Origin of the sequence: Parapedobacter brassicae (assembly GCF_051400755.1) — a bacterium.
Classification (GTDB): Bacteria; Bacteroidota; Bacteroidia; order Sphingobacteriales; family Sphingobacteriaceae; genus Parapedobacter.
Window position 1 is genome coordinate 1193971 of sequence record NZ_JBLFFL010000001.1, and the last position, 24389, is coordinate 1218359.

Below are 24389 nucleotides of genomic sequence, written 5' to 3' on the forward strand. Positions count from 1 at the left end.
GAAACCTGCATGGCAACATTCACCTAGGGAGATGTGAATAATTTTGCAGGCCACTAAAACGACTATTTGCGAATGAATTTTGAACTGAGTAATGTCCCCGTGCGTACACAGAAGCCAAGGGATAATGGCTTGACGATGGTCATGGACAAAGGATTGAGTGTACGGCAGGCCGAGGATTTCGTGGCCGTTGGCGCCTCGTACACCGACTTCGTTAAACTGGGCTGGACCACCGCTTACCTAATTCCCCAGCTGGAGGAAAAATTGTCGGTTTACCGGGATGCCGGCGTACATGCCTATTTCGGCGGTACGCTGTTCGAAGCATTCTTGGTGCGCAACCAGTTTGACGACTTTTTGCGGCTCCTCGAAAAATACCGCCTCGGCTATGCCGAAATTTCGGACGGGTCCATTGCCTTGCCGCATGAAGAAAAGTGCCGTTACATTGAAAAGGTGTCGCAGCATGTCACGGTGATCTCTGAAGTGGGCTCCAAGGACAATACCAAGATCATGGCCCCCTATAAGTGGATTTCGCTGATGAAGGCCGAATTGGAGGCCGGCACCTGGCGGCTGATCGCCGAATCGCGGGAAAGCGGCAACGTGGGGTTGTATCGGGAATCCGGAGAGGTCAGGCAGGGGCTGGTCGATGAAATCATCAACGAAATACCCAATGAAAAAATCATCTGGGAGGCCCCGCTCAAGGCGCAGCAGGTGTATTTCATCCAATTACTCGGCACCAATGTCAACCTGGGAAATATCAGTCCCAATGAGATCATTGCCCTGGAAACCACCCGGCTGGGCCTGCGCGGCGATACCTTTCATAGCTTTATCTGATGAATACGTTTGGGCTCATTGGCTTTCCCCTTACCCATTCTTTTTCAAAGAAATATTATGACGCCAAGATCGAGCGGCTGCGCCTTGCCGATGTCGCTTACGCGCTATACCCGATCCCGTCCATCGCCGATTTTCCCCGGCTGATCGAAGAGGTGCCAACGTTGATGGGCGTCAATGTCACCATCCCATACAAGATTGCGGTGATGGCCTATGTACACCGGCTATCTCCGGAAGCAACGGCCATCGCCGCCGTCAATTGCATCCGCATCGAACGGCCGGACAATGCCCCTCCGCTGTTGACCGGATATAATACCGACGTGTATGGCTTTACCGAGTCCCTTCGGCCGCTGCTCCGCCCCTGGCACCAAAAGGCCTTGATCCTGGGCAACGGTGGAGCGGCCAAAGCGGTGATGTATGCGCTTACCCAAATGGGAATTGCGTATGCTATCGCATCGCGAACACCAAAACCGGGCGACTACGCATATACCCAGCTGGATGCGGGGATCATGGCCGACCATCCGCTGATCATCAATACCACGCCGCTGGGCACCTATCCTGCGGTGGCCGACTGCCCGGATATCCCCTATGGGCATATCCGCGAGCACCACCTGTTGTATGACCTGGTCTATAATCCGGCGGAAACGGAATTCCTCAAGCGGGGAAAAGCCGCCGGAGCAGCCACCAAGAACGGACTCGAAATGCTGGAGCTGCAGGCCGAGCGGAATTGGGAAATCTGGAACATCACCTAATGCAGAAATACCGCCATCGGTGCCTTTGGATCGTCCTCGTCTGTGGTTTATGGGGATGTACCCAACATTACTCGCCCAAGCCAAGGGGTTACTTCCGCATCGCGTTTCCTGAAAAAGCGTACCATACGTTCTCATCCGCCTGCCCGTACACGTTCGATATACCCGGATACGCCGTGATGGAACCCGACCGTACCGCCGATGCGCAGCCGTGCTGGATGGACCTCCATTTCCCCCAGTTCAATGCACGCATTCATCTAAGTTACCTGCCGGTATCCGGTCCCGACAGTTTCCATGAACTGGTTGAAGATGCGCGCACGTTTGCCTTCAATCATACCGTCAAAGCCACGGCCATCGATCAGCAGCGTATCAGCCTTTCCGATGCCGGCGTTTATGGCTTGAAATATGAGATAAAGGGAAACACGGCCTCCAGCATTCAGTTTTTCCTGACCGACAGCACCAATCATTACCTGCGGGGCGCACTGTATTTTCATGAAAAGCCACGCTTGGATTCGATACAGCCCGTCCTGGATTTTATTGCCGCAGATATCGATACCCTCATTCATTCCCTGCGCTGGAAGCGATGATCAAAAACAAAAATCCCTACCTTTACGGTCATGATCCACATCAAATCGTTTGTCTGCAACCCTTATCAGGAAAACACGTACCTGCTGTATGACGATGGGGGCGATGCGGCGATCATCGATGCCGGGATGTACGATCCGCACGAAGCGCAACGGGTAAAGGCGTTTATCGATGCGGAGGCGCTCAACCCCGTGCTGTTGCTGAATACGCACTGCCACGTTGACCATGTATTGGGCAACCGCTATATCCATGAGGAATATGGACTGCTTCCTTATTTTCATGAGGGCGAGCTCCCATTGCTGATGGAAGTGCAGAACTATGCGCCCCAAATGGGGATACAGTACGGCATCTCGCCCATTGCCGAAACGTTCCTGCCGACTTCGGGCACGGTTCGTTTTGGCCAAAACGAGCTATCGCTCATTTTTGCTCCCGGACACTCACCCGCCCACCTCTGCTTTTATCATGCCGGACAGGGTTTCCTCATCGGGGGCGATGTCCTTTTCCGAAACAGCATTGGCCGCACCGATTTGCCGGGGGGAAACCACGATCAACTGCTGGACAGCATCGCCCGCAACCTGTATACCTTGCCCGACGAGACGGTGGTATATCCCGGCCACGGTCCGGAGACGACCATCGGACACGAAAAGGCAACCAATCCGTTTATAAGGGGCTGACACATGAACATCGCACTGTACTTCGCCAAGCGTTACCTATTTTCCAAGAAGACGATCAACGCCGTCAACGTCATTTCAGGCATCAGCGTGGTCGGCGTATTGGTCAGCAGCGCATCACTCATCGTCATCTTATCGTTTTACAATGGGCTGGAAAACCTGATTTTCTCGATGTACAGCGCCTTTACGCCGGAACTCCGTGTGGAGCCGCAGAAAGGCAAGGGTTTTGTGATAGACTCCGCCCTCTCGGAAACACTCCGCAAGCATCCTGCCGTCCGGGAATACCGAGAAGTGCTGCAAGAACGGGCCCTGCTGCGCTATGGCGATGCCCAATACATTGCCACCGTTAAGGGGATGACATCCGACGGACTTCATTCGCAGGCGATGGACTCCCTGCTACAGGATGGCCACTTCGTCTTGCAACAGGGCGATGCGCGTTACGCCGTCATGGGTGCCCGGGTACAGGGGACGCTGGGGGTTTCGCTGCAGGACGAGTCGCGCGGGGTAGACGTATTCTCGCCACGGAAAGGGTCGGCGAATAGCCTAAATCCGGCAGCAGATTTCAACACGGGCACGATACGGCCGGTCGGCGTATTGGCATACCAGCAGGAGTTTGATGACCTGTTCATCGTGCCCATGGATTTTGCCCGGGAGGTCCTGGGCGAGTTTGACCAGGTATCAGCCATCGAAATCAACCTGGCCGGGGGCAGCAACACCGTTGCCGTGCAGCAGCAGCTTTCCGAACAGCTGGGTGACGATTTCGTCATAAAAACACGCGAACAGCAAAACCCCACCCTATATAAGATCGTCCGCACCGAAAAGTGGGCCGTGTTTTTCATCATCGCCTTTACAGGCATCATCGCGATATTTAATATCGTCGGCTCCCTCTCGATGCTCGTCATCGATAAGAAGAAAGACATTTCGGTACTGATGGGATTGGGCGCCAGCAATGCGCTTATCCGCCGGATATTCTTTTACGAAGGCCTGCTGATTTCGTTAATCGGTTGCGTGGTTGGTTTGGTGCTGGGTTTGCTGTTCTGCCTTTCGCAGCAGGCCTTCGGCTGGATCCGCTTTGGCGAAGGGGAGAACCTCGTGACGGATGTATATCCTGTAGCTATCCGGGTCGGCGATTTCCTTTTGGTGTTCTTTACCGTTTTCGTCGTTTCGGCGCTTATTTCGCTGGTTTCCTCAAGGCTCAGCGTCAGACAGACCGTCCGTTTATCTTAGTATACCGCGCTATCGCTTGCCCCGGCTCTTCGTCCCTTCGGTGATCTGGTGGATAAGGTTGCCCCAGGCGAAGGGGCTCAGCAGGGGATTGGCCATCCGTTGGTTGACGGCCCGGTTGGTCAGTCCGATGTGCCGTTGGGTGGAGCTGAACGATTGGATCTCTCCCGCATCTCGGGGTGTCACCGCGGCCAACGCCGCCAGGGATTCGGGAGAAAGGTTTTTCTTGGCTACCACGATGTCATCGTCCGCGATTTCAAGCGACATGAATGCCATATTGAACTCGTCGATACTGGCCCACGGGTAGGGGGTCACCATCGGCAGCTCCTTGATTTCGGCCGTCATGTGCACCATCGCTGTATATTTGTCTTCTGGCACGTTTGGAATGATCACCTGCATGGTGCGGTAACCGACCGAACTGAAACGGATGGTATCTCCTTCATGCGCCACGAATGAGAAATATCCCTGATGATTTGCAGTAACCGTTTGGTCGTTGAAGGATCGGTTGGTCACCGTGACGTATGGCACCACCACGTTGGTATCCGCATTATGGATGACGCCGCTGAACTGCACGATCTTCCGTTGTTGGGCAAGGGCAGACAACGCCAGTCCGGCGACAAACACAGTAACTAATATATGGCGGATCACTCTCATAATGAGTTAACAAAACTACACATTCGCAGTTTCACCCTCTCGTTAAATAATGTTAAATCCCCAAAAACACTAACCATTCACTTTCGGAACCGGCATGGTTGCGTTCGGGTCGTCCATATCCGTGATGTTGGTGGCTTCAACGGCGGTGATCTCGGGAACGGCCTTTTTGATGGCTTGTTCCAGCCCCGCCTTAAATGTCATGATGCTCATGGCGCATGAAGCACAGGATCCCAGTAGCTTTAATCTCACCACATTATCCGCCGTGATCTCATCGATACGCACGTTGCCGCCGTCCGTTTCGAGATACGGCCGGATGGAGTCCAAAGCCTGTTCTACTCTTTCCCGTATTTCCATAACCTTACTGATTATTTAAAGCTGTAAAGATACGGATATTTTATTAATTATCACTGGCCTACCATAAACAGCGCGTTGCTCATGATGAGCTTGCCACTTTCCCAAAAACCGCGGAACAATGGGTTGTCTACCAGGTAAATCACCTGGCCCCTGCCGTGGTGCTCCACACCGAATACGACCGACTCCGCTACCTGGCGCTTGGCCTTGGCACCCACGAAGCCCGATCGGTGGCGGTCTTCGCCGGGTATGATGCCTGCATTTACGCCCGTTTTCAGGTAGGCATATCGTTGCCCACTGTTCTTGAGCGTATAGTACCGCCCGCCCGTACCGAAGCCCAGGGGATGGGATGCGTCCATCTTCACTTCAAATACCGCCCCCGAAACGGCCTGGGATATCCCCGCGCGCTCACGCGTCTGGAATTCGGCGATGCGCTCCGCTGCCGCTTCTTCCTGGCGTACCTTTTCGGCTTCCTTGCGCGCCTCTTCGTCCAAATACGGGGATATACCAAACCCCTCCTTGCCCGATAAGAAGCCCACGGCGCCTTCAATGGCAATCAGCTTGCCCCCCGATGCGACCCAGCCCTGCAACTTGCGCACCGTGGCCTCGTCCCACGTATGATAACTGCCCGACGGCAGGATGAGGGTATTGTATACGCCGAGGTCCACCGAGCCGAATTGCTCCGGCTCCAGTACCGCAAGCGGATAGCCAAGTTCCCGTTCAAAGAAATGCCAGACTTCGCCCACATTGAGCGAGGACACGCCGTCGCCACCCACCAGGGCGACCTTCGGCGGTTGCACCGCCTTTACATCGCCTGAACCGAAGTCCTTGCCGCGATCCACAAAACCCGTCGCGGCGACATCGAGCCGGATTCGGTGTTCGTTGGCCAATTGGATCACCGTACTGCCGAAATCAGCGCGGTTTTCATTGCCCGCTCGCCCAACGATCAGCGAACCGGAGGGATAGGTCTTATCCCCGAGCGTAAACGGGCGATCGGCATAGCGCACGCGTATCCCCTCGTTGAGCAACGCCGCCAGAAACCGCGCATCGGCTTTGGAGGTCCACGGTGCGATATAAGCGAGGGGTGTACCGGCTTCACGGTTGGCCTCAAACAGCGTGTCGGCCGCTGAAGGGGTCACGTCCAGCCGGTTTTCCAACGCATACGCCTGAAGCCCGAACGCATAGGGCAGTGCCCAGCTGGTGATGTCATAGGTGACGCTATCGGAAAGCGAAGGGTTGGGTTCAAACAGCGTTTGGGTCAGCACCGACTTGGGCTGATAAGCGCTCACCAGCAGGTCGCCTTCTTCCACATCAAAGGAGGCCGTCTTTCCCGCAAAATAGTCGAAGCCCTTTAGCCCCGATCGGCCGTCAGCGACACCGTATTGGATACCATTGCGATCGAGCAGGTGCTGGAGAGCCGATAAGCGCCCGGGGCTATTGCCCCGTTTGACGACATACGCCTTGTATAGCCCCTTCGGATCCGAGCGGCTCTCGCTGAAATAGCGGGCATATTCATCCAACAGTTTCTCCGCATGGTTAGACACCGTTTCGATGGTCGCCATTCCCGATGTGTAATGGTGCAAGATGCGTTCCGAAAGGGTGAGGGTATCGCCCAGAGCAGTCAATGCCCCCAGTCCCGCCCGACCCGACCCGCCTTGTTCATAGGTCATCCCGATGGCGCCGTTGAACATGGGCCAACTATCGCCGTAGCTGGGATAAAAAAGGTCAAACACTTCCCGCGTGAAATACAGCCAAGCATGCTCATCGAAGTAGCGGGCATTGTTGCGCCCGACTGTTTCCTGAAATTCCCGTTGGAAGTCAGACACCAGGGCGTGCACCGGTTCGGCCGCCGGGGCGAAGTAATATGGCGCATTGATGCCCTGCTCATGAAAATCTACGTGCACCTGGGGCATCCATTGGTTGTACAGCTTCACGCGGAGCTGCGACTCCTGCTGCACCTGCCAGGCCCAATCGCGATTGAGGTCAAACAGGTAGTGGTTTGGCCGCCCTCCCGGCCACGGCTCGGCATGCTCGGTAGACTGGAGATCGGGCTGCAGCCGGTGGTTTGCCTTTTGATTGTACCAATTGACATACCGCTCTTGTCCATCTGGGTTGAGGCATGGATCAATGGCCACGACGGTGTTATCGAGCCACTGTTTGGTCTGGGCATTGGCGGGATCTACCAATGCCCACAGCGTCTTCATGGCCGTTTCGCAGGAGACCGCCTCGTTGCCGTGCACATTGTAACTCAGCCAAACAAGCGGTACCCGCGTTGTCGGTTCGCCCGGTTCAAGACCCGTGCGCCGGAGATTATCCTTGCGGATCGTCTCCAGATTAGCAATGTTGGCCGCCGAGGAAATGAAGGCGACCATCAGTGGCCGATGCTCATAGCTCGCGCCGTATTGGACAAGCTTCACGTCGTTGTTCGTCGCCGCCACGTGCTCAAAATAAGCCGCTACCCGATGGTGGGGTGTAAACCGGGCACCTAATTCATAACCCAAGAACGCCGCTGGCGACTTTGTTTGTCCGGAGACGGACGTAAGGAGGCAAAAAGCGCTCAACAGGATCAACGTTGTGCGGCTGAATATACGAGATTGTATTGTTGTCATGTTGTTTGGAATGATTGCCGACAAAATAACTAAAATAACCCTGCCGGAAGCACGCTGTAACCAAAAAATTATCCTCGCCAATCCGGTCATCTGTTAAACTCTGTTAAACCGCTTGTCCCTTCGGCCTTTTCAGCCTATCTTGCCCCGTAAAAATTTAATTGACAGGTATTTTAAATTCACTTATCTTTGCAGGATGTTTATAAACAGGCGAATAGTGGCATGGGGTGCTGCGGTATTTTTAGTGGTGATGATTGCCGGATGCAAGAGTAAATTCGAGAAATTACGTGCAAGTAATAATATCGCTCAAAAGTATCAGGAAGCCATCAAGTTATACAACAATAAAAAATACAGTAAAGCCCTGATCTTGTTCGACGACCTCATCACCAAATACCGCGGACAGGCCGAGGCAGAAGACCTCTATTACTATACGGCATATACGAACTATAACCTGCGGGATTACACCTCTGCCCAGTTTCATTTCAAGCAGTTTACCGATACTTATCCCAACAGCGCCCGCGCAGAGGAATGCCGCTACATGGGTGCATATTGCTATTTCCTCGAATCGCCCAAAGTCGGTCTCGATCAGGAATATACATACCGCGCCATCGAAACCCTGCAGCTATTCATCAACCTGTACCCCGATAGCGAACGTGCCAAAGAAGCGGCGGGCCTCATCCAGCAATTGCGCGACAAGTTGGAATCCAAGGCATACCAAAACGCGAAGCTCTATTTAGACATGGGCCTTCAAGACGATTACCTGGCTGCCGTTATCGCTTTTGACAACGTACTGCGCGAGTTCCCGGACACGAAGTACGCGGAAGAGATGGAATTTTTGAGCATCAAAGCCCAATACCTCTATGCCAGCCGGAGCACACCGAGGAGGCAGGAAGAGCGCTTTACCAAGGCGTTAGACTTGTATAGCAATTTCATTGCGGCATATCCCGAAAGCAAATTCCGCAAAGAAGCGGACCAGCTCAAAGGGGATGCCGAAGAAGGCATCGAACAAGTGAAAAAATACATGGCGCAGGTGAATTCTGCCACAGCCGCCCGACCGGAAGTGGAAGAAGCAACTGCACCCCAAAATAATTAACATTGTAAGCATATGAGCATTCAAATAAGCAAAACCATCGCTAACAGTACGGTTACTCGCGATTTAAGAGACTTGGATAAGAAGACCGATAATCTTTATGAATCCATTGTGGTCATCAGCAAACGCGCCAACCAGATTGCCGTGGACGTAAAAGAGGAGCTGAACGGCAAATTGGCGGAATTTGCCACCACCAATGACAACCTGGAAGAAGTATTCGAAAACCGCGAGCAGATCGAGATTTCCAAGCACTACGAGCGGCTGCCCAAGCCTACCTTGGTCTCTGTCGATGAATTCCTGAATGACAAGGTGTATTTCAGGAATCCTGCCAAAGAAAAAGAAGAGGAGTAGTGGGTGTCCGGGGAAAGCGCGTCCTGTTGGGTATCTGCGGCAGCATCGCTGCCTATAAGGCGGCCCATCTGACCCGTTTACTGGTCAAGGCGGGCGCCCAGGTGCAGGTCGTGATGACCCCTGGGGCTAAGCATTTCATCACCCCGCTCACGCTTTCCACGCTTTCAGGCAATCCCGTGCTGGAAGCATATTTCGATGCCGCTACAGGTGAGTGGAACAATCATGTACATCTGGCGTTGAATGTTGACGTCATTGTCATCGCGCCGGCAAGCGCCAACACATTGGCGAAATTTGCCAACGGCCTTTGCGATAACCTGCTCTGCGCCGTGTACCTGTCGGCCAAATGCCCGGTCTTTGTTGCGCCGGCCATGGATCTAGACATGTGGGCACACGGCGGTACGCAATCCAATATTAACCGGCTCCAATCATTCGGCAACCATATTATCCCCCCCGGCAAGGGAGCGCTGGCCAGCGGGCTGACCGGTGAAGGGCGGCTTGCCGAACCGGAGGATATCGCCGCCGCTTTGGAAAAACATTTTTCCGAAGCCCTCCCGTTGGCCGGCCGGAAAGCGCTGGTCACCGCCGGGCCAACGTATGAGGCCATCGATCCGGTGCGGTACATCGGCAACCATTCCAGCGGCAAAATGGGGTATGCGCTGGCTTCCCGGCTGCTGCAACTGGGCGCAGCGGTCACCCTGATAAGCGGTCCTACCGCACTAACGCCTCCCGAGGATGCAACATACCTTGCCGTCACTTCAGCGGCCCAAATGCATGACGCCTGTTTGGCCCATTTCTCCGAATCCGACATCACCGTAATGAGCGCCGCAGTAGCCGATTACACTCCTAAATGGGTTGCCGACCAGAAAATCAAGAAAAGCGGCGGTGAAGGCCTGACCATCGACCTGGTCAAAACCGAAGACATCCTCGCCGCATTGGGACGGATGAAACAACCCGGCCAAGTACTCGTTGGCTTTGCCTTGGAAACGCATGACGAACACGCGCATGCGGTTGATAAGCTTCATAAAAAGAACCTCGATTTCATCGTACTCAACTCCATGCGCGATGAGGGCGCTGGCTTTGCGGGCGATCATAATAAAGTCACCATCATCGACCGGGACGGAACAACCGAAGCGTTCGACCTCAAATCGAAAGCTGCCGTCGCCGAAGATATCTGTGCCCGCATCATGGCGCGGTTTGAATCTTAGGGCGAGTTGACTCCCGGATATCCAGCCGTATCGGCAGCATTACCGTTTCATAATGGTCATCCTTATTTTTACCGCTAATCAGCGAGATCAGTCGATCTGCGGCTAACCGACCGATTTCGAGTGCCGGCTGGTACACCGTCGAAAGCGGGGGTGTAAGCATATCCGCAAGCTCGGTGTTGCTGAATCCGATCAATGCCATATCGGCGGGTATACGGCGTCCCATTCGGTGCAATACACTCAGGCTATGCGTAGACAGTTGGTCGGTGGCGGCAAACAGCGCATCCGGAGGCTCGGGCATTTCCAAAAGCGACCGGATGGTCGCATGTACGTGATTCTTCAGTTCATCACCGATAGCGGGATTGCACACGCGCACCAATTCCGGTTGGTAGGCCATGCCATTGGCTTCCAGCGCGTCGGTATACCCTCTACCGCGTTGTGCCGCGAAGTAGATATCCGGTCCGATGTTGAGCATGGCAATGCGCCGGTATCCCCCCGCGATCAGGTGCTGCGTGGCTTGAAATGCCCCGGCACGGTTGTCTATCCCAACCTGATAGGCCTCAAATCGATCGCTCGTCCGATCAAACAACACGATGGGCATACCCATGTTCTTGAGGTCGGTCAAGTGGTCGAAATTCACCGTCTCGGCAGCAGGCGACATCAGAATGCCTTCGACACCCCTTGCCTCGAGCTGCCTGAGGCATGATTTCTCCTGCGCGAGCGATTCCTTGCTTTGCATGATGATCATGTCGTACCCCGCCTTGGCGCAAGCGCCGTCGATACCATCGAGCATGCGGGCGACAAAGCTGTTGTCTATGGAGCACACCACCACCCCGATGGAACCGCTTTTCCCTTCCTTCAGGCTTTTCGCCATCCGATTAGGGTGGTAGTGGTTTGTCCGCGCGTATTCCATCACCCGCGTTTTCGTTGCAGCGCCGATCTCATAACTGTCGCGCAATGCCTTGGAGACCGTGGAAATGGACAGTCCCAATGCGATGGCGATATCACGTAGCGTCATATTAGACATGGTACCCGATAAATGCCTAAAGATAGGGATTCTTGCGTAATCCGCTCATGGACAAAAATCTTATCTTTGTCTGGATGAATGACCGACATTCCAACCCTTTCTCCAATGCGCTTAGGGGCATCTTGGCGACCTATCGCAGCGAGCGGCATTTCAAGGTACACCTTCTTTTCGCCTTTCTCGCTGTTGCATTAGGTGTTTGGCTGGATTTATCTGTTTTCGAGTGGTGCTGGGTCGCCTGTTGCGTGGCGGCGGTCTTCATTTCCGAATTGCTGAATACCGCAATAGAAGCGTTGGTAGACCTGGTTTCTCCTGCATACCATTCGTTGGCCAAAAAGGCTAAGGACGCTGCCGCAGGCGCGGTGTTGGTCGCCGCGATCTTTGCTGCCACGGTCGGCGGCATGATTTTTTTCCCTAAGTTGTGGATATACTTTTTTGGATAGCATGCTGCACAAGACCCGGGGCATTGTTTTAAAATCAACAAACTATTCTGAAAGCAGTATGGTGGTGCAAATCTTTACCGAAAAGTTTGGCTTGCAGTCTTACCTGGTCAACGGCGCACGCCGACCGAAAGCGAAGATAGGCGCCACCATCCTACAGCCCCTGCACCTGCTCGAGATGGTGGTATACCACCGCGGAAACACTTCGTTGCAACGGATTGCCGAAGCGCGGCAGATGCCCTCCTTCCAAACCATCCCTTACGATATTGTCAAAAGCACGGTGGTACTCTTCTTGGATGAAATGCTTTACAAAAGCCTCCGACAGCAATCGGCAGACGAACCCCTGTTCGATTACCTCTTCCATGCCATTTCATGGCTGGATATGTCAGAAAAAATGCCGCCGAACTTCCACCTGCTCTTCCTGCTCAAACTATCCCGCTACCTCGGGTTCGGTCCGGCACTACCCAAACCCGGGCAGTCTTATTTTGACCTGAAAGACGGCGTGTTTTGCCGCTCCCTCCCCGCTCATACGATGGTGTTGCAGCCGCCGCATAGCGGGCAGCTGGCCGCGCTTTTAGCTGTTTCCTTCGAAGAGGTGGTATCCTTGCGGATTTCCTCGTCCGACCGCCGGATGTTGCTCACCAAGATCATCGATTTTTACCGGCTCCACGTCGATAACATGGGCGAGATCAAGTCGCATGACGTGCTGGTGGAAGTCCTTGCCTGACCGCAAACAAAACCTCATTCCTGTTGTTTTCCATCAGGAGTACTGGCATAAATTGATAACCAAATGGCTATACCGATGTGGGAAGCACAGCAGCATACACTTTACCGATCGTTCTCGTTCCGTGATTTTTCGGAGGCGTTTGCCTTTATGGTGCGCGTAGCGTTATTGGCCGAACAGCACAACCATCATCCGACCTGGAGCAATACCTGGAATAAAGTGGAGGTCTGGCTATCCACCCATGATGCGGGCAATACCGTAACCGAGAAGGACCGGAAACTTGCCCAGGCCATAGACAAGCTTGTTGATCCCGGTTGAAAATAGGTAGATGTATGCGTGAAAAAGCCGACCATCTCTTCAGATGGTCGGCTAAAACACAATAAATATATTCAAGGGGTAATCCTTAGATTACCTTCACATTTACCGCATTTAAACCTTTTCTGCCTTGCTCGACGTCATAGGAAACGTTGTCGTTTTCCCGGATTTTGTCGATCAGGCCCGATGAATGAACAAAGATTTCACTCTCTCCCGAATTGGGGACGATGAAACCAAAACCCTTGGTTTCATTGAAGAATTTAACTACTCCTTCTGCCATTGTATTGAAAAATTAAAAAATAAATAAAAGTCAAAGATAAGCACAATTGTTTTAAACCAGTTAAATTTATTTACATTTTCATAACATGCTTTTTCCGATGACCGTTTTGCACCTTGTTTTTTTTCACTATTTTAGCGTATCCTACCGCTATGAGCGTTCTTGAACGATCGGAACAGGGAATGAACGGACAACACGAACTAAACATCATGAAACCGGCGCAGCAGGCTCCATGAGACCACTAAAATAAACAATTTAGGAATGAACTATCAGATCGCGTCATTGAGAACATTGGAGGGAGAAGATAAAAAGGTGAGTAAACTGCCTTTTTCCATCCGCATATTGCTTGAAAACGTCCTGCGCAACCATGACAACTTCGCCGTTACGGATGAACACCTCGATACCTTGATCAACTGGACCCCTTCGGGCACGGATAAGGAAATTCCCTTCAAACCCGCGCGTGTGTTGATGCAGGATTTTACGGGTGTACCCGCCGTGGTGGACATGGCATCGATACGCGCCGAGGTGATCCGAAAAGGCGGTGATGGGAGCCGGATCAATCCGGCAATTCCAGTGGATCTGGTCATCGACCACTCGGTACAGGTCGACTACTTCGGCACAGACTATTCGTATCAGCATAATGTGGCGCTGGAGTATGAGCGTAATGCCGAGCGTTATGAACTCCTCAAATGGGGCCAGCAGGCACTGGATAACTTTACGGTCGTGCCACCGGGTATGGGCATCTGCCACCAGGTAAACCTCGAATACCTCGCCAAGGGCGTTATCTCCCGCGATGGCTGGGCCTTCCCCGATACCCTCGTGGGAACGGATTCGCACACACCGATGGTCAATGGCATCGGGGTCATCGCTTGGGGCGTAGGGGGCATAGAAGCCGAAGCCGCCATGCTCGGCCAGCCGATCTATTTTACCTGTCCGCAAGTGATCGGGCTGAAGCTGAATGGCCGCATCCCGGCGGGATGCACGGCTACGGATATGGTATTGACCATCACCAAGCTGCTGCGTGACTACGGTGTCGTGGGCAAATTTGTCGAGGTTTTCGGCGATGGGTTGGATCATTTGAGTGTGACCGATCGCGCAACGATTTCCAACATGTCGCCCGAATTCGGTTGTACCGTCACCTATTTTCCGGTAGACGGACAAACACTGGAGTACATGCGGCGGACCAACCGGTCTGAGGAACAGGTTGCCCTGGTAGAGGAGTATTGCAAAGAAAATTTATTATGGCGTACAGGTAAGGAAGAGATCGTTTATTCCGCGGTATTGGAGCTCGACCTGAATACCCTAGAGCCCACCGTATCAGGCCCGAAACGACCGCAAGACAAGATTCTGGTCAAGGATCTTTCCACCCAGTTTTCCCACTTGCTGGAAAAGGAATACCAGCGGAATTACTTGCCGATATGGAACAGGCAAGAACAAGCCTGGCTCTCCGAAGGAGGTTCCGGCACCGCTTTTATCTATGAGGAGCACCCCAAAAGCGAGGACATCGCCGTGGAAACCGAAGACCTCCGATCGGTAAGAATAAAGATCAAGAATAAAGAGTATATCCTCAGTGATGGCAGCATCGTCATTGCCGCCATTACGAGCTGTACGAACACCTCCAACCCCGCGGTGATGGTCGGAGCTGGCCTGGTGGCCCGCAAAGCGGTAGAAAAAGGTCTCCGCACCAAGTCGTGGGTAAAGACCAGCCTCGCCCCTGGTTCCAAGGTGGTCACCGAATACCTCCATCGCGCCAATTTGCTGGAGGATCTGGAAGCCCTGCGTTTCCACACCGTCGGGTATGGTTGCACGTCTTGTATCGGAAACAGCGGACCGCTACCGCCGCATATTGCCGAAGCGGTAGATAAGGGAGATCTGGTGGTGGCCTCTGTGCTTTCCGGCAACCGGAATTTTGAAGCGCGTGTCCATCCGCAGGTGAAGATGAACTTCTTGATGTCGCCCATGCTGGTCGTTGCGTACGCCCTTGTCGGGCGCGTGGACATTGATTTGATCAATGATCCGCTGGACTATGATCCCAATGGAAATCCGGTTTACCTCAGGGATATCTGGCCTACGCAACAGGAGATCATCGATGCCGTCAATCAATGCATGCGGGTAGAAGATTTCGAAAACGTATACGGCATTATTTTCGATGGCGGCGACGATTGGAAACAGCTGGTCGCTCCGGAAGGAAAGAATTTCGTGTGGAATGCGCAATCGACCTATGTGCAGGAGGCTCCCTTCTTTAAAGACATCAGCGATGAACCCCTGCCGATGCAAGACATTACAGCTGCCCGGGTACTGCTGTATTTAGGCGACTCGGTAACCACCGATCACATTTCGCCGGCAGGTTCATTCAAGCCTGATTCCACCGCAGGTACGTACCTCATTGGCAAAGAGGTAGCGCCTCATGATTTCAATTCTTACGGCTCCCGGCGGGGCAACCATGAAGTGATGATGCGGGGCACCTTCGCCAATGTGCGCATCCGGAACCGGATTACCGATAAAGAAGGTGGTTATACCACCTACTTTCCGACCGGCGAAACCCTTTCGGTATACGATGCCGCGATGGAATATGCCAAAACCGGTACACCGCTCGTCATTTTGGCCGGGAAGGAGTACGGCAGTGGATCCTCGCGCGACTGGGCAGCGAAGGGGACCAACTTACTCGGTGTCAAAGCAGTCATTGCAGAAAGCTTTGAACGCATACATCGCAGCAATTTGGTCGGTATGGGTGTCATCCCGATGGAATTTCCGGTTGGTGAAAATGCCGAGTCACTGGGTCTGGACGGTACCGAGACCTTCCATATTTCAGGCGTTTCAAACGCCTTGGTGCCCCACAAGCTGTTGGAGGTCACCGCGGTCAAGGCAAATGGGCAAACGGTTACGTTCCAGTCCAAGGCTCGCTTTGATTCGGCCATTGAAATCGAATATTACCGCCATGGCGGCATCTTGCATTACGTGCTGCGTGGCTTTCTGAAAACCACGGACTAAACGAATGCATTCCATCCCTGCGCGGTGATGGGATGCTCATTGCCCGATTTGGAAATGAGCGCGCATCCGGCAGCACGCTCAGTGATGTGGCCGATAATGCTGATATCCGGTTGATTTTTGACGTGATCGTAATCCGCTTGGCTAACCGTGAACAGCAGTTCATAATCTTCGCCACCACTCAATGCACAGGTCGTTGGGTCCAATCCAAACTCCCGGGCCGTTTCGTACGTCATCGGGTCAATGGGTATCTTTTCCTCATATAAGCGGCACCCTTTGTCCGAGTCTTCGCAGATGTGCAGGATCTCCGACGCCAATCCGTCAGACACGTCGATCATCGCCGTTGGTTTGACCCCTAATCCCGCCAGCAATTCCACCACATCCCTGCGCGCTTCCGGCTTGAGTTGCCGCTCTATAATGTAATCTTTTCCCTCCAAATCGGGTTGTATATTTGGATTTTCTAAGTATATACGCTTTTCACGTTCCAACAGTTGAAGACCCACATAAGCACCCCCTAAATCACCGGAAACACAGAGCAGATCTCCTTCCTGGGCACCATCACGGTATACAATATTTTCCGGATTAGCATAGCCGATACTGGTGACACTGATCACCAGCCCCTGCGTCGATGCAGAGGTGTCGCCGCCCACCAGGTCCACGTGATACTTCTTGCAAGCCAATAACGCCCCTGCATACAGTTCTTCGACCGCCTCCAACGGGAACTTGCTGGATAGCCCGATGGAAAAGGTCACCTGCGAGGCCATACCATTCATGGCGTAGATGTCGCTGAGGTTTACCTGCACCGCTTTGTAGCCCAGGTGCTTAAGCGGTACATAACGCAAATCGAAATGAATGCCTTCCAATAGCAGATCCGTAGACACCAATGTCCGTTTACCCGAAAAATCCAGCACTGCTGCATCATCACCTATTCCCTTCACGGTGGATTTTTCCGTAAGTTCGACTGCTTGGGTAATATGGCTGATCAACCCAAATTCGCCCAACCGCTCCAGATTGGTTTTTTCTTTATTGTCAAACATTTTTTCTTGATTAATGATTAAACAGGGAGGCTCTTCGCCCGTTTCTCCCTAAAGCCCTAAGCGCGCCGAGATTTCCAACATGCGCTCAATCGGTCGTTTTGCCCTGGCAATGACGTCTGCGGGAACGACGACTTCCGGAAGATCGAATTTCATGCAGTTATACAGTTTTTCCAAGGTATTGAGTTTCATATACGGACAGTCGTTGCAAGCACACGCATTATTCGGAGGTGCGGGAATAAATGTTTTGCGAGGGCTGGCCTTTTGCATTTGGTGGATGATCCCGCTTTCCGTGGCCACAATAAATGTATCCGCTGGATGCTCTTTCGTATACTTCAGTAAACCGGAAGTGGAGCCGATGTAATCAGCCACCGCTAAGATCTCCTGTTCACACTCGGGGTGTGCGATGAATTTAGCCTGTGGATAATCGTTTCGCAGGCGTTCGATGCGTTCCTGCGAAAAAATCTCATGAACCATGCACGCACCATTCCAAAGCACCAAATCGCGGCCCGTCTTCTTCCGCACATAATCGCCCAGGTTCTTGTCCGGTCCGAAGATGATGGGCTGGTCTGCGGGCAAGCTATTCACGATCTCCACTGCATTGCTAGAGGTACATACGATATCACTCAGCGCTTTGAGTTCCGCCGTGCAATTGACGTAGGTAATCGCGATATGGTCGGGATATTGTTCCTTGAATTTAGCAAAAAGATGGGGCGGACAGCTATCGGATAGCGAGCATCCTGCTTTCAGGTCGGGCAGGAGCACCTTCTTCTCCGGTGAGAGGATCTTAGCCGTCTCCGCCATGAAATGCACGCCTGCAAACACGATAACATCCGCTTCCGTTTTCGCTGCCTGCTGCGACAGTCCCAGACTGTCCCCGACATAATCGGCGATATCCTGAATTTCTGGTTCTTGGTAATAGTGGGCGAGCAAAACAGCATTCTTTTCCTTTTTAAGCCTGTTTATTTCGTCAACCAAATCCAAGGACGGATCTATCGGTTCGTCGATATAACCCTTTGTGTCCAGTTCCGTGAGGTAGTCGTTCATGATTATACAAAGGTAATTAAAACAATTTGATTGATTTCCACGTTTCGGGCGTTGACAATAAGTAATAATACTTTTTATATATAAAATTCTTTATTGTTTATTAGGGTGTTGGTGGTGTTAGCAATAAGCATGATTTTTCCTTTGATTTAAGGCTATTCTTATTTTTTTAACATATTGCTAACAGTTATTTAATCGGTTTCTGCTGATTTACAGTTCATTTGATTTTCGTGGATAATGTTTTCCATATCGGAATGTATAGTATTTATTGGCTGGGATTTGTTAATATTGTGAGGTACTTTTGGGAAATTTAAGTAGTAAGTTGTTTGAAAATAGTCCGGTGGGGTGCGGACGGAGACTTATCAGTTTTATTCAACGTTTTGTTTACATGTTATTAACAGGTTTTGGGCCAATGCGAACTGCTTGTAAGCGGCCGTCGGGTTTATCATTATGCGTCAAGTTGATTTTTTAGTTATCGGGTCGGGCATTGCAGGATTAAGTTTTGCGTTGAAGGCCGCTAGGTACGGGCAGGTGATGATTATTACCAAGTCTAACGAAGATGAATCGAATACGAAGTATGCCCAGGGGGGTGTGGCGGTAGTTGTGGATAAGTCCGATTCGTTTGAGAAGCATATCGCTGATACACTGATCGCTGGTGATGGACTTTGCGATGAACGCATTGTGGAAAACGTGGTCAAAGAAGGCCCGCTTCGGATTCAGGAGATCATCGACTATGGTACCCATTTCGACAAGACGAGCGGAGGTGTTTATGATTTGGCAAAAGAGGGTGGGCATTCCGAGCACCGGGTATTGCATTACAAGGATGTCACCGGGTTCGAGATCGAGCGGGCATTATTAGAGAAAGTACACGAAAACCCGGCTATAGAAGTGCTGACCCATTACTTTGCGGTAGATCTGATTACGCAGCACCACTTAGGTGAGTTTGTGGATAAGAGTACACCGGATATCACCTGCTATGGTGTATACGTGTTGAATACTGTGGATAACCGGGTGGAAAAAGTGCTGAGCAAGGTTACCGTGATGGCTTCTGGAGGTGCCGGGCACATCTATTCGAGCACAACCAATCCGGTGATTGCAACGGGCGATGGAATAGCGATGGTTTATCGGGCAAAGGGCAAAGTGCGGAACATGGAATTTATCCAATTTCATCCGACGGCTCTGTATAATCCGGGTGAATATCCGGCCTTTCTGATTTCAGAGGCGGTGCGCGGTTTTGGGGGAGTACTCCGGCGGAAGAATGGAGAACCCTTCATGGAGGAGTATGATGAGCGGGCCTCCTTGGCGCCGCGGGATATTGTGGCGAGGGCGATGGACGCGGAGATGAAGAAATCGGGCGATGATTTCGTGTTTTTAGATATCACCCATCGAAGCAAAGAGGATATTCTGAAGCATTTCCCGAATATTTATGCGAAATGCCTATCGATCGGAATTGATATGGCGAGGGATTATATACCCGTGACCCCGGCCGCACATTACCTGTGTGGGGGAATTCTGGTAGACGAATATGGGCAGTCATCGATTCAGAATTTATATGCATGTGGGGAGTGTTCTTCTACGGGGCTGCACGGAGCCAACCGATTGGCTTCCAACTCCTTACTGGAGGCTACTGTTTTTGCACATCGGATTTTTGAAGATGCGGTGAAGAAGATAGGTACGGTTGAATTGCCGGAGGGGATACCCGATTGGGATGACTCGGATACGGTGCTGTCCAATGAAGATATTTTGGTGACCCATAACTTGCGGGAGACGCAAAAGGTGATGAGTGATTATGTGGGTATTGTACGTTCGGATTTCCGGTTGGACCGGGCGATGCGCCGCCTCGGATTGTTATACGATGAGACAGAACTTTTTTATAAGAATACGAAGCTTTCAGTCAAGCTATGTGAGTTGCGCAACGTGATCCAAGTGGCTTATTTGGTGATTAAGTCGGCGATGAACAGAAAAGAAAGCCGGGGACTTCATTATACGACGGATTACCCGGCACGTTCGGATGAGCGCGTGGATACCATTTTTTGATGCCGGAACGAAGTGATTAAGGACATATGTTGATAAAGTCATGCCATTGATTCTTCCCGTAAAGGGCGTTTACCCCATAATTGGGGACGATTGTTTTCTTGCGGAGAATGCCACCGTGGTCGGTGACGTGGTGGTGGGAGCGCACTGCTCCGTATGGTTTAACGCCGTGCTCCGGGGTGATGTGAATAGCATACGGATAGGGAACTATACGAATGTGCAAGATGGGGTGGTGATCCATTGCACCTATCAGACGGCGGATACGGTCATCGGAGATTACGTGAACATCGGCCATTCGGCCCTGGTGCATGGGTGTACGTTGAAGGACCGGGTGCTCATCGGGATGGGTGCCATTGTAATGGACCATGCGGTGGTTAATGAATATGTGATCATTGCCGCCGGGGCGGTGGTACTGGAGCAGATGATATGCGAAAGTGGTTTTCTTTATGCCGGTGTACCCGCCAGAAAAATAAAACCGATCACCGAGGAACAACGCAAATTGCTGGACGAGCTGCCGCATCGGTATGTCATGTATGCGGGATGGTTCGGCAAGTAAGCCTACGCTGCGTCATTTCGGTACGGTGATGATCTCTTCCTGTTCCCAGTTTGCTCGAATGATAAACGTTTTACCGATATACCAGACCCGTTCCGGCTGGCGCTTGTTGTAGACATCTCCTGTATCCCACTGCCCATTGTTATTTTCATCGTATACGATCCTAACCGTATATTTTCCACCCGGAAAGCGGCGGAACGGAATACTTGCGGAGGTTTTCAGCGGAATGTTTTGATAGATGAAATCCATCTTTTCGTTAATGAGCTGAACAAGGTATTGGTGCGTGGAATTGGGCAGTTTTACATGGAGTACGATGTCCCCGAAGTTCTCCGTTTCATCCATGGTAAAGGATTTGGCCAATTCTTTGTTTTGATCGGCGAAGAACCCGGTGAAAGCACCCTCTTCCAATGTTAATTGGTAATTCCGTTTAGGGCGCCAGTTATAACGGAGAATGTAACGGCGCTGTGCCGTGGTATCCTTCGCCAGCTGGAAATTTGTCCGCGCGACGGAGTCCTCCAGGAGGAGGATCTTGCTGCGGTCGATGGACTGCACGGGTGAACTGGCCCGGAGCTCGACATGTTTGATGCGATTGACTTTATTGCCGGTGAGGTTATCCGTAATGTCGAAATTGCGATCATACTTTTCGTTCCGGCCGCGACGAAGGGTGACGGAGTCAAGGCGTTCTCCGGCGTCAAAGAACTGCACGTTTAGCGAGTCGAAAGTGAGGTCGCTGAGCCAGACAATAGCGGTATCCCGGTTTGAAGTATATTCAACGATCTTGTCTTCGTTCAGCGGAGCAGGATGCTGGATGACAATATCGGGATCTTCCAAGGGTTTGTTGAACGCAAATAAAACCTTTCCGGTGGTTTCAATTTTGCGATCCAGTAAACGAAAGTCTTTTGGGATGCCTTTGGATATCTCAAGGCGGATGCCAGCGGTATCGCCATTGAGCACGATGGAATCACGGAGAAAGCCAATGAATTCACCGGGGGCATTGTAGACTCGGTCATTGTTTTCTTCTTTCAAAGCATAGATACGATAGGTATCTTCACGGAGGTTTGCCATCCGGAAATTTCCGGCGGTGTCCGTAACGGTAAAGATGTTAGCCTTGCGCTTGCCGAAGATGGAGTCCTGGCGCGTGGGGATGAGCATCACGGTGGTTTCCTTTTCCGGCAATTTGGTCAGGGCATTGATTACATTTCCGGAAACTGTTAGCGAATCGATGATGTCGCCGGTAGAAAAAACATAACTGTAGTTGCGTAATGGATTGCCTTCGTTGAAGTCGCCAATGGCTTTACCAAAGTTAATGGTATACGTCGTGTTTTCATCAAGCGAATCGGGCATCGTGATTTCGATGGACCGGCGACGTACCCGGGGACTGATGGGTTGGGCGAGATCGGGTGAGACACTGATCTCTTTGAACTGATCGGTTAGTTTGACATACTCATCGAAATCGATGACGATTTTTTCGGCCGTGAAGTTGCGCGTCAGATTGGGAGGGGTCTCTTCCAAGATTTTGGGCGGGATGGAATCTTTCGGACCGCCTGTGGGCTGTTGGATGCTCGCACATTGGTAAGTGAGCGAAATCAGGCCGAGAAAAAACACCAAAATTGACCAATTGGCTTTTGAGCTATTTTTTAGGCGATTAGCGCGCGTTTTTATTTTTGATGAGTCTGGCATCGGAAAAATCGAGAAAGTTGCTTATAAGCGATCTATGAAAGCCAAGAATTATTTTTGTTATTCATCTGAAAAAGAGCAAGTTAGCTCATATGTATCATCAAAACGGATATATCCGAAGGTGAAACACCGGAAATCCGGGAAGCTTGTCCCAATGTTCGGGGTTTTACCCGGATCAGTTTTTCCCGGGCTTCTTTAGACAGCGAGACTAAGTTGCTATAGTCAAATTCCGGGTTGATTTCCTGATCTTCCATGCGTCGCATCTTGTTCACGATCTCTATTTCCTTCTCGAAGTAACTTTCATATTTTACTTTAATTTCTGCCTGTTCGACCGTCTCCTTCGTATACCGGGTCAGGAGCTGAGCGAATGTGTCGTCAGCGCGTGACAGGTCGCGGATGCTGACTTGCGGACGGGCGAGGATATTGAACAGCTTTGTTTTTTGGGTAATCGGACTCGAATGCAATTCGGCTAGTATGGGATTGATGGCGTCGGCGGTAATGGATTGGTTGCGCAGGTGCTCCACAATGATGTCGGCGGCGGCAACCTTGTCCTTCACCTGATCGAGCCGTTCATCCGATACGAGTCCGAGCCCATGCGCAATTGGCGTAAGCCGGGCATCCGCATTATCCTGCCGAAGGAGGAGGCGATGCTCTGCTCTGGAGGTAAACATGCGGTAAGGTTCCTCGGTTCCCTTCGTCACCAGATCGTCGATTAAGACGCCGATATACGACTCCGATCGTTTCAAAATGAGCTCGTGGAGGTCGTTAATTCGTTGGTGCGCATTGATGCCGGCCACAAAACCCTGACTTGCGGCTTCTTCATAGCCCGTCGTACCGTTGATCTGTCCGGCGAAGAAAAGGTGTTTTACGCGATGCGTTTCTAGCGTCAGATCTAACTGCATCGGCGGGAAAAAATCGTATTCGATGGCATACCCCGGACGGAACATCTTCGCGTTTTCAAAGCCCGGTATCAGCCGTAACGCCTTTAATTGGATATCTTCGGGTAGCGAGGTCGAAAAGCCATTCACATAGATTTCAACGGTGTTCCATCCCTCCGGTTCCACAAAGATCTGGTGGCGGTCCCGTTCCGCAAAGCGGTTGATTTTATCCTCGATAGAAGGGCAATAGCGCGGTCCCAACCCCTTAATTCGGCCGGTAAACATGGGTGACCGCTCAAACCCTTCCTTGAGGGTTTCATGAACGGATTCATTGGTATAGGTAATCCAGCAGCAGCGTTGCTCCGTCGGTAACGGCACATTGGTATAGGAAAAGCGGCTGCGTTCGTCGTCGCCCCATTGCTCTTCCATTTTGCGGTAGTCCAGCGAACGGCCATCTACCCGTGGGGGCGTGCCCGTTTTCATCCTTCCGGACTCAAAACCAAGGCTAACAAGCTGTTCGGTAAGTCCGGTAGCTGCTTTTTCCCCTGTACGGCCGCCGCCAAAGCGTTTTTCACCGATGTGGATGGTACCGTTGAGAAACGTGCCATTTGTTAGTACAACGGCATCGCTTTCAATGGACAATCCGAGGGAGGTGACTACGCCACAGGCTTTGTCGTTTCGAACGATGACTTCTTTTACGGTATCCTGCCAGAAGTCAACATTCGGGAGCGCCTCCAATTGTAAGCGCCATTCTTCAGCGAATCGGGCGCGGTCATTTTGAGATCGCGGACTCCACATGGCGGGACCCTTTGACCGGTTGAGCATGCGGAATTGAATCGTGGTTTTATCCGCTATAATTCCCGAATAGCCGCCCATGGCGTCAATTTCGCGCACAATTTGCCCTTTTGCAACTCCACCCATTGCCGGATTGCAACTCATTTGGGCAATGGTGGCCATGTTCATCGTAATGAGGAGAACGGATGACCCCAAATTTGCCGCCGCCGCCGCCGCTTCGCAGCCCGCGTGCCCCCCTCCTACTACAATGATATTATATTTTTTAAACATATCGTTTCGTTGTTATTGAACCCAGCAT

At 51.9% G+C, this 24389-nt stretch carries 23 protein-coding genes; 14 read left to right on the forward strand and 9 right to left on the reverse strand.

Annotated features, from left to right (window positions below; translation table 11 throughout):
• The first annotated feature begins 72 nt into the window (after nt 1-72).
• The 5 genes from ACMGDE_RS04765 to ACMGDE_RS04785 are packed head-to-tail and all read left to right on the forward strand — an operon-like array spanning nt 73 to nt 4057.
• Nucleotides 73-828: a phosphosulfolactate synthase gene (locus tag ACMGDE_RS04765; protein WP_436831617.1), complete on the forward strand. Its 756-nt coding sequence runs from the start codon at nt 73-75 to the stop codon at nt 826-828.
• Nucleotides 828-1577 carry a shikimate dehydrogenase family protein gene (locus ACMGDE_RS04770; protein WP_436831618.1) on the forward strand — a complete coding sequence of 250 codons (750 nt, stop codon included), beginning with the start codon at nt 828-830 and terminating at the stop codon, nt 1575-1577. The genes ACMGDE_RS04765 and ACMGDE_RS04770 overlap by 1 nt, the downstream gene beginning before the upstream one ends.
• Nucleotides 1577-2161: a gliding motility lipoprotein GldD gene (gldD, locus tag ACMGDE_RS04775; protein WP_436831619.1), complete on the forward strand. Its 585-nt coding sequence runs from the start codon at nt 1577-1579 to the stop codon at nt 2159-2161. Before ACMGDE_RS04770 ends, gldD begins: the two co-directional genes overlap by 1 nt.
• A gap of 30 nt (nt 2162-2191) precedes the next feature.
• A complete protein-coding gene (locus tag ACMGDE_RS04780) occupies nt 2192-2833 on the forward strand; it encodes an MBL fold metallo-hydrolase (RefSeq protein WP_436831620.1) in 642 nt (213 codons plus the stop codon).
• Nucleotides 2834-2836: 3 nt separating this feature from the next.
• Nucleotides 2837-4057, forward strand: coding sequence for an ABC transporter permease (locus ACMGDE_RS04785; RefSeq protein WP_436831621.1), 1221 nt, complete (start codon nt 2837-2839; stop codon nt 4055-4057).
• Between the two features lie 9 nt (nt 4058-4066).
• Here ACMGDE_RS04785 and ACMGDE_RS04790 read toward each other — a convergent pair whose 3' ends face one another.
• The 3 genes from ACMGDE_RS04790 to ACMGDE_RS04800 all read right to left on the reverse strand — a co-directional run bounded on the left by ACMGDE_RS04790 (nt 4067) and on the right by ACMGDE_RS04800 (nt 7668).
• The gene (locus ACMGDE_RS04790; protein WP_436831622.1) at nt 4067-4708 is read right to left on the reverse strand and encodes a peptidase associated/transthyretin-like domain-containing protein; all 642 of its coding nucleotides are present in this window, start codon (nt 4706-4708) and stop codon (nt 4067-4069) included.
• A gap of 69 nt (nt 4709-4777) precedes the next feature.
• Entirely contained in the window at nt 4778-5062 is a 285-nt protein-coding gene (locus ACMGDE_RS04795) for a NifU family protein (protein ID WP_436831623.1), read from the reverse strand.
• A 50-nt stretch (nt 5063-5112) separates the two neighbouring features.
• Entirely contained in the window at nt 5113-7668 is a 2556-nt protein-coding gene (locus ACMGDE_RS04800) for a M14 family metallopeptidase (protein ID WP_436831624.1), read from the reverse strand.
• Nucleotides 7669-7861: 193 nt separating this feature from the next.
• Here ACMGDE_RS04800 and ACMGDE_RS04805 point away from each other — a divergent pair, with 193 nt between their 5' ends.
• From ACMGDE_RS04805 to coaBC, 3 genes are read left to right on the forward strand one after another with little or no spacing between them, the layout of a single operon-like run.
• On the forward strand, nt 7862-8758 hold the full coding sequence (locus tag ACMGDE_RS04805) for an outer membrane protein assembly factor BamD (RefSeq protein ID WP_436831625.1): 897 nt from the start codon (nt 7862-7864) through the stop codon (nt 8756-8758).
• A gap of 12 nt (nt 8759-8770) precedes the next feature.
• Nucleotides 8771-9106: a DNA-directed RNA polymerase subunit omega gene (locus ACMGDE_RS04810; protein WP_436831626.1), complete on the forward strand. Its 336-nt coding sequence runs from the start codon at nt 8771-8773 to the stop codon at nt 9104-9106.
• Complete coding sequence (gene coaBC, locus ACMGDE_RS04815; RefSeq protein WP_436831627.1) at nt 9106-10311, forward strand: bifunctional phosphopantothenoylcysteine decarboxylase/phosphopantothenate--cysteine ligase CoaBC; 1206 nt, start codon at nt 9106-9108, stop codon at nt 10309-10311. Before ACMGDE_RS04810 ends, coaBC begins: the two co-directional genes overlap by 1 nt.
• Here coaBC and ACMGDE_RS04820 read toward each other — a convergent pair.
• Nucleotides 10289-11326, reverse strand: coding sequence for a LacI family DNA-binding transcriptional regulator (locus tag ACMGDE_RS04820; RefSeq protein WP_436831628.1), 1038 nt, complete (start codon nt 11324-11326; stop codon nt 10289-10291). The two genes, coaBC and ACMGDE_RS04820, sit on opposite strands and share 23 nt — an antisense overlap.
• Nucleotides 11327-11382: 56 nt before the next feature.
• Between ACMGDE_RS04820 and ACMGDE_RS04825 the strand changes: the two genes are divergently transcribed.
• From ACMGDE_RS04825 to ACMGDE_RS04835, 3 genes are all read left to right on the forward strand, one after another.
• The gene (locus ACMGDE_RS04825) at nt 11383-11775 is read left to right on the forward strand and encodes a diacylglycerol kinase (RefSeq protein ID WP_436831629.1); all 393 of its coding nucleotides are present in this window, start codon (nt 11383-11385) and stop codon (nt 11773-11775) included.
• Nucleotide 11776: 1 nt separating this feature from the next.
• Entirely contained in the window at nt 11777-12499 is a 723-nt protein-coding gene (recO, locus tag ACMGDE_RS04830; protein WP_436831630.1) for a DNA repair protein RecO, read from the forward strand.
• Between the two features lie 63 nt (nt 12500-12562).
• Complete coding sequence (locus tag ACMGDE_RS04835) at nt 12563-12814, forward strand: 4a-hydroxytetrahydrobiopterin dehydratase (RefSeq protein WP_436831631.1); 252 nt, start codon at nt 12563-12565, stop codon at nt 12812-12814.
• An 85-nt stretch (nt 12815-12899) separates the two neighbouring features.
• On the opposite strand, the gene ACMGDE_RS04840 is transcribed toward ACMGDE_RS04835, so the two are convergent.
• A complete protein-coding gene (locus tag ACMGDE_RS04840) occupies nt 12900-13091 on the reverse strand; it encodes a cold-shock protein (protein WP_090626780.1) in 192 nt (63 codons plus the stop codon).
• A gap of 243 nt (nt 13092-13334) precedes the next feature.
• On the opposite strand from ACMGDE_RS04840, the gene acnA reads away from it, so the two are divergent.
• On the forward strand, nt 13335-16079 hold the full coding sequence (acnA, locus tag ACMGDE_RS04845; protein ID WP_436831779.1) for an aconitate hydratase AcnA: 2745 nt from the start codon (nt 13335-13337) through the stop codon (nt 16077-16079).
• On the opposite strand, the gene thiL is transcribed toward acnA, so the two are convergent.
• A complete protein-coding gene (thiL, locus tag ACMGDE_RS04850; RefSeq protein ID WP_436831632.1) occupies nt 16076-17113 on the reverse strand; it encodes a thiamine-phosphate kinase in 1038 nt (345 codons plus the stop codon). The genes acnA and thiL overlap by 4 nt on opposite strands.
• Before the next feature lie 48 nt (nt 17114-17161).
• Entirely contained in the window at nt 17162-18157 is a 996-nt protein-coding gene (gene nadA, locus ACMGDE_RS04855) for a quinolinate synthase NadA (protein ID WP_436831633.1), read from the reverse strand.
• 447 nt (nt 18158-18604) lie between these two features.
• Between nadA and nadB the strand changes: the two genes are divergently transcribed.
• Both nadB and ACMGDE_RS04865 read left to right on the forward strand, forming a co-directional pair.
• Entirely contained in the window at nt 18605-20191 is a 1587-nt protein-coding gene (gene nadB / locus ACMGDE_RS04860) for an L-aspartate oxidase (protein WP_436831634.1), read from the forward strand.
• Nucleotides 20192-20231: 40 nt separating this feature from the next.
• The gene (locus ACMGDE_RS04865) at nt 20232-20744 is read left to right on the forward strand and encodes a gamma carbonic anhydrase family protein (protein ID WP_436831635.1); all 513 of its coding nucleotides are present in this window, start codon (nt 20232-20234) and stop codon (nt 20742-20744) included.
• Between the two features lie 12 nt (nt 20745-20756).
• On the opposite strand, the gene ACMGDE_RS04870 is transcribed toward ACMGDE_RS04865, so the two are convergent.
• A complete protein-coding gene (locus tag ACMGDE_RS04870) occupies nt 20757-22346 on the reverse strand; it encodes an Ig-like domain-containing domain (protein WP_436831780.1) in 1590 nt (529 codons plus the stop codon).
• A gap of 155 nt (nt 22347-22501) precedes the next feature.
• Nucleotides 22502-24361 carry a tRNA uridine-5-carboxymethylaminomethyl(34) synthesis enzyme MnmG gene (gene mnmG, locus ACMGDE_RS04875; protein ID WP_436831636.1) on the reverse strand — a complete coding sequence of 620 codons (1860 nt, stop codon included), beginning with the start codon at nt 24359-24361 and terminating at the stop codon, nt 22502-22504.
• Nucleotides 24362-24389 lie beyond the last annotated feature (28 nt).